Consider the following 9,422-nt stretch of genomic DNA (forward strand, 5'->3'; position numbering starts at 1 on the left):
ATAGCGGACCGGAAACAAACAAGGGTTTGCATTAGCTTTCGCTCGCAAACCCTTGGTTTTAGATGGTGCCGAAGCCGGGGTCGAACAAACCACCTAAAGACCTCTATATTACTGGTTTTCTCTAATATCAGATTCGTCACATATACCTAAACGTATACCTAAAACGGGAAGTACCCTGGTCTTCTTCGTCTCCAGCCGGTCGCCTATCGTGCAGATGCCCTACCCCGTTTTGCCGTCGCCGGGTGGCGCTTGTGATCATCATTGCTCTCCCCGTTTAGGGATGGTGGTTAGGCGGCACACGCATGGTAATCGTGGGGGTGCCCGACATCTAGTGCGTAGCGGCATGCCGGCGACACCGCAGGAGCCGCTGTCGCACAACCGCCTGGGTGCGAACTATGGGGGCCAACCTGGCTGGCCGCTGCGATACGCCGGTGAGGACATCGTGCTTCCTGTGACCGGCAACGCGCAGGCCAGCGACGGCGAGGCCTTGCGTCACCTGGCACTGGCTGGGCCGGGCTTGGCGCGTCAGGCAGCCTTCCAAGTGCGTGAGGACATTGCCGCCGACCCGGAGTGTGTAAAAAAGCCTCCGCGAACCCTTGCTATGACTTCTGAGGATTTCAGCGCCAGGATCACCCGAGAAACGATTCATCCAAGGTGAACATCGAGGCCAAAGCACCTTACTTCCCGAAAGCCTCGACGACCACGTCAGCGATACCAATCCAGTGCGCGTAGTCGATGTCTTCGTCGACGAACTCGACATGGTCATCTTACCGGACATTTGCATTGCTGCTGACCACCGCTTGAATACGGCTTTGGTAGTAAGGCAGTACAGTTCAAAGAGGCGACCGGCAGAGAACGGCCAGAAGCAGACAGTCGTGAAGGACTGCAATCGATCCAAAGCAAACGAATTTGTTAGGTTTCCACTCACGTGCGCACAACCAAATGGGTAAGCGCTTAGTCTCGCATATTGATTTTTCATTTTCGGTATCCATACCTTGAGTGGGGTCGCAGACGATTGCTGAGAGTTCGATGAGTTATAAGCAAACACTGGTGTTTTTCACATCTGATAGTTGATCTCAATAATTGAATCCGTTTTTCGGAGAGGAAAATACCGATTTTATAGAATTCATAGACTTTGCATTGGTTGCGAATATTCAAACTAGATCGTCGAGTTCCCTTTTGTAGTGTTGTTTTGCAGTGAAAGTTAAACGAACTGCACTAATCCGTACGGGTGCCTATCTCCAGTGAGGGCTAAATAAGAATCGAAGTTTAAGAAAAGCGCACCCTTGTACAGCTTGATAAGTTGTGATGAGCTGATGTAATTATTTGTTATTGGAGTAATACCATCTTGTTATATAGCAAGGCTCTCGAGTGTTTTTGGGGGATGAGCGGTGCTATAGAGCATTCGAGCTAAAAAATTTTATGCTAAAATTTACCCTGTTGGTTTAACATTTCGAATGAGGTCCTGGCGTCATAATCTAAGGGATCGAGCTTTTGAAAAGAACCATGCGTTATTTGTCACTTGAAATAGGTAGTAATGCACAAGACTTAAACTTTAACTAATTGCAGCAAAATAAGTTGTATAAGTGTAGTGGTAATCTCATCTTGTTATGGAGAGAAATATGCCCAATACTACAGGTGCCATGCACCCTAAGATGTTTTTTGCCGAGGCGGCTCTCAGGCACTATATTGCACATGCGCCGCAAGACATCAACATTACAAAAGCTCACGTAACTGAGGCGGTTGAGGAGGTCAAGGAATATGCGAGCGTTCGTGCCAAAATTCCACGCACAGGTGGGGCGCGCACTGGAGTATTAAAGTTTGTAGTCGAGAAAGGATCTAGTATTAAACCATATCAATGGAAGACTTGGTTTGTATCAAATCTCCTGGACCACCTAGGGGTTTCGGTGGAGCAAGATGCTCTTAATAAATCGGTGACGGCCGCTATAGATGATTTAGAAAAACATCTAAAGCTTAAGCGACGAGGTCTACGCCCCCGGCTAATATTTTTAGTCGAACCTGATCCAATGGGCAAATAGCTATCTATTTAGATTGGAGGGGTGATACCGAGGAATTGTATTACCTCTTCATACATATATACAGCCGAGTTGTAAGACTGACTTGCAGCTTTAGAAGTCGGTTTTTCATTAGGAAAAAGGATTTGGCGGGGGGGGATTTTTTCGCTGCTTGTCATTCGTCTGAAAATGGTCTCGGAATCTAACAATGTATCATACGACCAAGATTTTGCTTTGGCAATTGCTTGAGTTCCGAATGTAACATACTCAATTACAGATGATCTTGTTGCTAAGATCTCGCCTTTGGCAATCAATGCCTTTGTATCGCGAAGGTTTTTTTCAGCTACCCAAACGACTCTTCTCAATTCCTGAGACTCTGCAAGAAGATCAGGCCGGCAATAGCTTTTTATTGTTTCATGAAATACATCCAATAGTTCAGGGCTGCGCACTATGTTTTGAGTGCAGGTCACGGCCAATGTGCTTGATAAGTAGTTTTCCAATATGCTGGTATTCCCCAGCCGCGATAAACCAAGATGGACCCATTTTGATTTAGAGTATGAGACGGGGACATTCCCAATAGATAACAACAAGAATGCAAGAGCTTCTGAAGCCATATAACTCCTTAGTATTACCTCCTCAATTAATCCTTTATCAAATGCTGTAAAGGCAGCTGCAAGATTTTCCTCGATAGACATTACAAAAATTTCCGGTGATCCAAAGGCTTGCCGAACTATAGTATGTGTTGGCCTAATAGTTTCAAAATCATTATTGGGCTTTTGAAAAATAACTTCTGCATCGCGAAGCCTGTTTAGTTGTCTTACAATGTTGGCTCCGCTCATTTTTTGTATTTCTATAATGTCTGATACACGATAGTGTTCAAGTTTGACTTGATGCCCACCTATACTAATGCTGTCAATTTTTCCTGGATATGCTCCTGCAACTGAATCCAATACAAGCAAATCTATGTCAGATGTTTCTTCAGCATATCCACGCGCAGTAGAGCCGACTAATAATACGTACGCAGGGTTATGATCTATTAATATTTGATCGAGAAAGTTAATTGCGACAAGTTTTTTGCTGTTTGATATTGAAGGGTTCATCGAGATTACTCCATTATGGCAAGTTTGCATTTTCGGCAAATAAAATTTAATGGTGTGTCGCATCCCCCGCTCACAATCTCGCGAATTTTGCGAGTAGTTTCACTGTTCCAGATTTTTGATATTGAGTCATTATTAATGTCTCCCAAGATTACTTCGCCACGCCAGTCCTGTGAACATAAGACACAGGTGCCGTCGTGGCGTATAACAAGCCTTTCAAAAGGACGATTTAGCTCGCATGCTGAAATACGTGAATGCAGTTGCGTTAAAGGTATAAGGTTTTTTACAAGGTTGTTACCTGCGCGATCTAGGTAGCCAAAGAGACGAACAATCAGACCATTGGCTTCAAACTCTTGGCGAGCTGAAGCGACTTCCTCATTTGACAAGCCATCTTGTGAAATCATTATTATTTCGATAGCCATATTGCTGTTGGCAGAATTTCTTTCAAACACGAGATTGTTAATATTTTGACTGAATCGTTCCCAGCGCAGCCCTCGCATTCTTCGTTCATAGGTTTCTTTATTCATTCCGAACATACTTATTCTAAGAGTATTGATAAGGTTTTCCTGAACTATGATTTTTGCTTTTTCTGAAGAGAGATGCGAGATGTTTGTTGATATTTCAACATCAACGTGGATGTGTTTTTTTATAAGTCTTAGTATTTCAATCATCCTCTTATCTATAAATGGCTCGTTGTTCAAATAAGGAATTATTAGGTCCATTTCTTCCTTGTGCTCTGAGCATTCAGAAATAATTTTTTGTATTAAATCGTCGCTCATGTACCCACATGGAGTTTCCTGGCTAACCTCATGGTGAGGACAACAGCTACATTGTGCATTGCACAAGCTCGTTGTTTGGAATTCGACGCAAAGAGGAAAACTGTTGGCGACGTTAAGTTTTTTGGGGTTGCTCATAGTTTGGTGATCTCCTTGATTTCTTTGAGCATTACGTTATGCATTCCAAGTGTCCATTCGGCTTGTCTTCCCTTTAGCTTTACGTAGTTGTACATCTCGAGAAGATAGGACAGTCTTAGTATTGGATATGAAGCCCAGAATTCAGAGTGGTCAACACCATAGCCAGTCAAAAGGGCATTTATATTATCATTTTTTGATTTTAAATCATCACCAATTAGACGTACTAAGTCTCCCCATGGATAGCCGACAGCTGAGTTTTCATAATCTAGCAAGACAATGTCGCTATCGTTTTTAATGAATATGTTGTCGATTCTTATATCTCTGTGAATCAAAGTTTGAATGCTATGATTGTCAAACTTTTCTTGGTGAGAACTTAATATAAATAACTTTGTTGCAAGGCTCAGTTTTTCAGGGAGGAACCTGGCAAGGCTTAAAAGTGTATCTATTGTTCGGCGCTCTAGCCCTAGCAACTCCGGATCTAAACCACGAGTTTCGTCATGCAAAAGTCTTATTGCTTTTCCTATGGAAGACCATATTTGGATTTCTTCTCTTGGTGAATGTTTATGAGACTTAAATGGGTGTCCATCTAATATTTCCATTTGTATTGCGTGCTGATTGTCAATTGTGTAGTGATTCCTAATTTTGGGTGCCGTGATGCTAGTGTTGCATAAGAAGGAGAGAACTGCATTTTCTCTTAGGTAGTTGTTTTCGTTGTCATAAATTTTTTCAACAAGTTGCAGATCCCTGTTTACATGGACGCGATTATTAGTTCTTGCTTTTTTCAAGATGGTAGACCTTTAACTATTTCTTCGATTCTATCTATAGCCTCATCAAACGAACTATCTATTCCATACTCAACGAGATAGAAAGGGATTCGTTGAGTAAAATAAATCAAGGATTCTTTCGCGCTATACGGCAGCGGCTTTAAATGTTCTAGCCATGTTTGTGGCCATAAAGGATCTTCGGGGGACGTGCACTGAGGAGTTATTAGCTCTAGAGCCTCAACCATGTTAAGTGATGTGATTTTTAGAAGGGTTTCTTTCTGGGTCATACGCGGAATAATGACGCAAGTTATCCGAGCGCTTTCTATTATCCGTCCTTTAGTAATATCGATTAACTCTTTGGGGGACAATTCTAATTTTTTCCGGCTTCCCCACTCATGCGTTCTTGAACTTTCAATAGAGCGCCACTCCTTTTCGGGCACTTGTCCGCGTGATAATTTGCCCATCGCTAGGCATCCTGACGCTAAGTCAGCGTCACCGATAAGCGTACCGAACCCAATACGTATTGGTAAGGGAAGTCCGTATAGACGGGTATTTGTAAGATCAATAATAGTTCGGTCGTTACAAATAAAATCCCATCCCAGTTTCTTAATTAACCCTATAAGTAGTGTTGTCTTACCTGCGCCGGACTCACCTAGTAATATGACACCTTTATCTTGAGACGCTACAGCTCCTGCATGAAATGATGTCATTCCGGTAGATACGCATCGACGATATGCAACTTCTCTTGCTATTCGTAATAGGAGGCGGCCATCCTGATTATTTGGTGCAGGGGTTACAACTGAAAACTGATTTTCTGCCTCCTTCATAATAAAAAACAAAATAGGAAATTCGTAAAATATTTCTACACCGTTTCCTCCTATAACTTGATATTTATAAAATACATCTTTGAAAACCTTTACTGTGGGTGCTGAGTCGGTCGAAGAGGTCAAAGAGAGAAGTTTATAGAAGACAATCGGGTCAACACGCTGGGCAACGGTGAAGCTAATTATTTGTGGTTTGTTTTTCTCTATTGGAATGTAATGTTGTATCCAACCAATACAGTTGTTTGTTTTATATAATACACGTATTGTTTGGTTGCAAAAATTTATCGTTGCTTCCTGGAGGTCGGATAGGTGTGGTAGATCTATCATGTTATAACTCCATAAGTTTCATGCATGATCTGGCTATATGGTTCCAGCTTTTTGTTCCTGTATTAATTGTAACGTATCGGATTTTATTTTCTTCCAAGTAACTGCGAAGAGTAGCCTGGCGGGCGAGCATTATTTCTACTAGATCATTATCGTTATCAGATAGCTCTTTTAGGTATTCGGCCCACCCGATTGATCGTAAAAGTCTTGTGGATGTAATGCAGCGCTCTAAAATTTGATCCTCAGGCACAGTCAGAAATACAACTGTTCCACCAAGCTGCGAGAACTCACAAGTAACTTTATCAATTGCGGGGTTTTTTGAAATTGAAAACTCAATTATGCAATTAAGGTGTGTTGATTCAACCAGAAATTTAGGCTCGATGTTTGATCTGCGTGGGTGCTTAACAAATACACTGCCTTTAAACTGACTATCAAGCGACTTTAAATGTGTAAGTAGAGGCTCGTACATTTTAAGGACTTCATGTATCGAAATCTGGGGTCTGATGTGTTCAAACATTCGTTGTGAATATTGTTGCGAGATTGAGATAAATGCGTCTGGCGCAGTTTTACATGTTAATTGCATAAGCTTTCTAAAGACTGAGGTTTTTCCGGCCCCACAGATACCTTCTAAAAGTATGCCTTTCATATTGCTAGCCTCAGTCCGCATCGCCTACATATATTGGGCTGTCTATCTCGTTCGTGCTCAGTTTTTCTATAATGATTTTAGGAAAAAAATTGAGACTGCTAAGTTTTTCTACATCTACCCATTCGAGTGACAAATGCCCAGGGTCTCGTGGGATAAGATCTGGAGTTTCGGTTGTATGGATAAAGAAATATAGCTCAAGGAATTGTTTATTCGAAACATCGCCAATCACGGTATTTTTTTTGGTGCCAATAAACTCTCGTACCATAATGCACGGGCCTACATTGACGGAGATTCCAAGCTCTTCGTTACACTCTCTTATTAGGCAATCTTGTAGAGTCTCACCAAAGTCTTGACCCCCGCCAGGCAGTATCCACCATTCTCCGCCTTTATCTTTTACTTTAATTATAAGTATTTTTTCGTTTCGGAGTAGCACGCCACGAGCTATTATTCGAATGTTTGGCGTGGTACTGTAGGACGCCTGGTTAGATGTACTCATATCATGGCTCCGTTCATTTGGTTTGCTAGGAAGTAATGGTGCTTAACCTCGAGGTGTATGTAATGGTTACTCTAGCTTTAAAATTTTTACTATCACGGCCTAGAACAAAAATAAAATTGCAGTTATGGTTTTACAATGCTTCGTTCCGTCTTAAATTTCGTCGGTTTTTTTCCAATGACATACCCATGAACCTCTCGACAAATCCATAGATATGCTGCAAAGCCGTGTAGCAAGTAAAATACTGGTAGTGTTGCCAGCCCGGCTAATATTTCCTTTCTGCTCATCCATGATTCACTCCTTCGAATGAGTAGAAGGGGGAGGCTTGGAAGAATAAGATAAAGCATAATGCTCGCTGCCAATGTTGGACAGACAGGCCACCCTGTGAAGGAGCCGATAATTGCAAGTGCAAATATTGTAGGGCCAGTGATCCAAATGAAAGCATCATAAAGAGCTTTAATTGTAAGTAGTTTGCTAAAGCGACGCGACGAGCTTGTTTGCTCGAAGAGTCGTTGCGTTAATGAATGATATTTAAGAGCCTCTGCTGGTCCGCCATACCAGCTAACTTGCTGCTTGATTAATTGCTTTAATGAGTCAGGTACTTCAGTGTTGTCGTGCGTAACTACTGGCGCGACCGTGAGTTTTGAAACGCTATACACGAACCCCAGCGCTGCGTCTTCGTTTCTTACCGTCTGGGGATAATAATTCATTTCTATAAATGTACTAAGTTTTACGGCGAAACCGTGTCCAATTGTGTAGTTGTATGGGTGGAGCAAAAATCTAGTCAACTCGCTATGCCAGTTTTTTGTTTGGTCTGTATGCAAGTTTAGCTTGTTGGATAGACGCAGTCGAAACACCTCTACGGCCAACGCCCAGCGCGTTTGCCAAACAGCGGCTGAATTGCTTATCCATTTGTAGAAGTTTGAGTTGCATTGGCCTGAGCTATAAAACGAAATTTGTTGTGCTGCGGATCCCTGAGTCTTAAAGACGGCGTCCATCGCAAGAAAGGATTTCGAATCTGGTCTGCTATCTGCATTATAGATAGCGACAATGGTTTGAGTGGGATCTACAGGGGAGTCAAATGCATCAAACGCATACCGTGCAGCCCAGTTTACTTGGTGGGCCATAATTCCGTTTTGGTACGGATACTCAAGATAAGTCACAAAGCGACGCTTTTGGCGGTTGTTTATTTCATTGGCGACTTTGATTACTGTCTCTTTAGTGGAAAGTGATGTGTTGCTCTCTTGGTCATGTGAGTATGTTTCTTCTGCCGCGCCGCAAACTGCAATTGCCGCGTCCGTGTTGTGTGCGAGTATTTCCTCGAAGTGTAAAAGAGTATTACCTATTACCTGCTGCTCTCTAAGGACAGGTATTATTACAAGTGTTTTCAGATTAAAGGTGTATGGGTGTTCATTGGTATTGATTGATTTTGGCTCTTGTAGAATGAAACTTGCTCCCCGATGGGTTCGATAAGTCATAAAAATTGTCGAAAGTAAGACTATAGCTATCAATGCTTCTATAAGTTCTATCATAGATGTCACTCGTTGGTATGTGTTTCGCTTCGGCTGATCAATATCGTGCAAGCTACGGAGATCAAGCTAAGCGCATATCGCCTCTCGTACATTGGAGCATAGATGGAGGTTGAGCAGCTTGCTGACAGAATTTTTGTTGGGATTCGCGGGGATGTTAATTGTTGTTTAGGCGACGCTGTTGCTAGGCTGATAGTCGTACGTTGTGTGTGTGTGAGGGCAAGAAGAAGTATCAGCTAAAGGGAGAGAAGCGCGGATCGGACTGCGGCCTCTGAGACTCGAGGCTACCAGCGCGAAGAGACCTTCCGAAAAGTCGAGCTACACCATGTTGGAAACGAAAACCGCAGACACACTATCAGACGCTCTAAGTCCATCATTGAGTCCCGGCTTCAGGCGAGTCAGGAAAACCCTAACCTCAATGCTATGGAGAAGTAAAAGCGAAGCGATATCGTGAAAGAACGGTATCAGCAGTGCCCGAGGATGCCAAATGCAGAGCGTCACGTGGTTGCCGCTGGCTATTGTGTCCGTGGCGTGCGCGAAGGAGCACTCAGGGGGCGGGGATGGGCGCATATCCAAAATTTCGATTTGTGCAGGGTTCTATGAACGCTCTGCTGTTCGAACTTGAAGAATTCATTGCCTTCGCCATTTCTTCGGCCTCGCAACTATTCATCTCGCAGGAAGAGATCGTAAACGGAACGTTCAGGCAGGCGAAGTATAAAAAACAATCCAGCCATAGCTGAGTCAAGCCGCCTTTTCTAGAAAGGTTTGAATGGCAGCTTTTGGCTGATTCTGTTGAAAAAGTCGGATTTTCTGCTC

General features: G+C 43.0%; 9 protein-coding genes and 2 pseudogenes. 3 read left to right on the plus strand and 8 right to left on the minus strand.

Annotated elements, in window-relative coordinates; genetic code table 11:
• Positions 1-287 precede the first annotated feature (287 nt).
• From HCU66_RS27415 to HCU66_RS26235, 3 genes and pseudogenes are all read left to right on the plus strand, one after another.
• Positions 288-562: pseudogene (locus HCU66_RS27415) on the plus strand (type 2 periplasmic-binding domain-containing protein); the annotation flags it as partial.
• 52 nt (positions 563-614) lie between these two features.
• Positions 615-770, plus strand: a pseudogene (locus tag HCU66_RS27280) (hypothetical protein); the annotation flags it as partial.
• 852 nt (positions 771-1,622) lie between these two features.
• Positions 1,623-2,039 carry a hypothetical protein gene (locus HCU66_RS26235; RefSeq protein ID WP_205891285.1) on the plus strand — a complete coding sequence of 139 codons (417 nt, stop codon included), beginning with the start codon at positions 1,623-1,625 and terminating at the stop codon, positions 2,037-2,039.
• An 8-nt stretch (positions 2,040-2,047) separates the two neighbouring features.
• Here the strand turns inward: HCU66_RS26235 and HCU66_RS26240 are convergent, their stop codons facing one another.
• From HCU66_RS26240 to HCU66_RS26275, 8 genes are all read right to left on the minus strand, one after another.
• The gene (locus HCU66_RS26240; RefSeq protein ID WP_205891286.1) at positions 2,048-3,115 is read right to left on the minus strand and encodes a nucleotidyltransferase domain-containing protein; all 1,068 of its coding nucleotides are present in this window, start codon (positions 3,113-3,115) and stop codon (positions 2,048-2,050) included.
• 5 nt (positions 3,116-3,120) lie between these two features.
• Positions 3,121-4,026 (minus strand): radical SAM/SPASM domain-containing protein, encoded by a 906-nt coding sequence (locus HCU66_RS26245; protein ID WP_205891287.1) that lies wholly within the window; start codon positions 4,024-4,026, stop codon positions 3,121-3,123.
• Entirely contained in the window at positions 4,023-4,811 is a 789-nt protein-coding gene (locus HCU66_RS26250; RefSeq protein WP_205891288.1) for a phosphotransferase, read from the minus strand. The genes HCU66_RS26245 and HCU66_RS26250 overlap by 4 nt, the downstream gene beginning before the upstream one ends.
• Positions 4,808-5,941, minus strand: coding sequence for a hypothetical protein (locus HCU66_RS26255; RefSeq protein WP_205891289.1), 1,134 nt, complete (start codon positions 5,939-5,941; stop codon positions 4,808-4,810). The genes HCU66_RS26250 and HCU66_RS26255 overlap by 4 nt, the downstream gene beginning before the upstream one ends.
• Before the next feature lies 1 nt (position 5,942).
• The gene (locus tag HCU66_RS26260) at positions 5,943-6,584 is read right to left on the minus strand and encodes a hypothetical protein (RefSeq protein ID WP_205891290.1); all 642 of its coding nucleotides are present in this window, start codon (positions 6,582-6,584) and stop codon (positions 5,943-5,945) included.
• 10 nt (positions 6,585-6,594) lie between these two features.
• Positions 6,595-7,080, minus strand: a complete 486-nt coding sequence (locus HCU66_RS26265) for an NUDIX domain-containing protein (RefSeq protein WP_205891291.1) — start codon at positions 7,078-7,080, stop codon at positions 6,595-6,597.
• 122 nt (positions 7,081-7,202) lie between these two features.
• A complete protein-coding gene (locus HCU66_RS26270; RefSeq protein WP_205891292.1) occupies positions 7,203-8,609 on the minus strand; it encodes a glycosyltransferase family 2 protein in 1,407 nt (468 codons plus the stop codon).
• Positions 8,610-9,153: 544 nt separating this feature from the next.
• Positions 9,154-9,422: hypothetical protein (locus HCU66_RS26275; RefSeq protein WP_205891293.1), on the minus strand; the 269-nt coding region annotated here is incomplete at its 5' end.

It is taken from the genome of Pseudomonas frederiksbergensis (assembly GCF_017114915.1).
Lineage (GTDB): Bacteria > Pseudomonadota > Gammaproteobacteria > Pseudomonadales > Pseudomonadaceae > Aquipseudomonas > Aquipseudomonas frederiksbergensis_I.

What these genes read in the sequence shown, in the direction of transcription:
- HCU66_RS26235 (WP_205891285.1), top strand. Translation starts at nt 1,623, where the DNA reads ATGCCCAATACTACAGGTGCCATGCACCCTAAGATGTTTTTTGCCGAG.
- HCU66_RS26240 (WP_205891286.1), bottom strand. Translation starts at nt 3,115, where the DNA reads ATGAACCCTTCAATATCAAACAGCAAAAAACTTGTCGCAATTAACTTT.
- HCU66_RS26245 (WP_205891287.1), bottom strand. Translation starts at nt 4,026, where the DNA reads ATGAGCAACCCCAAAAAACTTAACGTCGCCAACAGTTTTCCTCTTTGC.
- HCU66_RS26255 (WP_205891289.1), bottom strand. Translation starts at nt 5,941, where the DNA reads ATGATAGATCTACCACACCTATCCGACCTCCAGGAAGCAACGATAAAT.
- HCU66_RS26260 (WP_205891290.1), bottom strand. Translation starts at nt 6,584, where the DNA reads ATGAAAGGCATACTTTTAGAAGGTATCTGTGGGGCCGGAAAAACCTCA.
- HCU66_RS26265 (WP_205891291.1), bottom strand. Translation starts at nt 7,080, where the DNA reads ATGAGTACATCTAACCAGGCGTCCTACAGTACCACGCCAAACATTCGA.
- HCU66_RS26270 (WP_205891292.1), bottom strand. Translation starts at nt 8,609, where the DNA reads ATGATAGAACTTATAGAAGCATTGATAGCTATAGTCTTACTTTCGACA.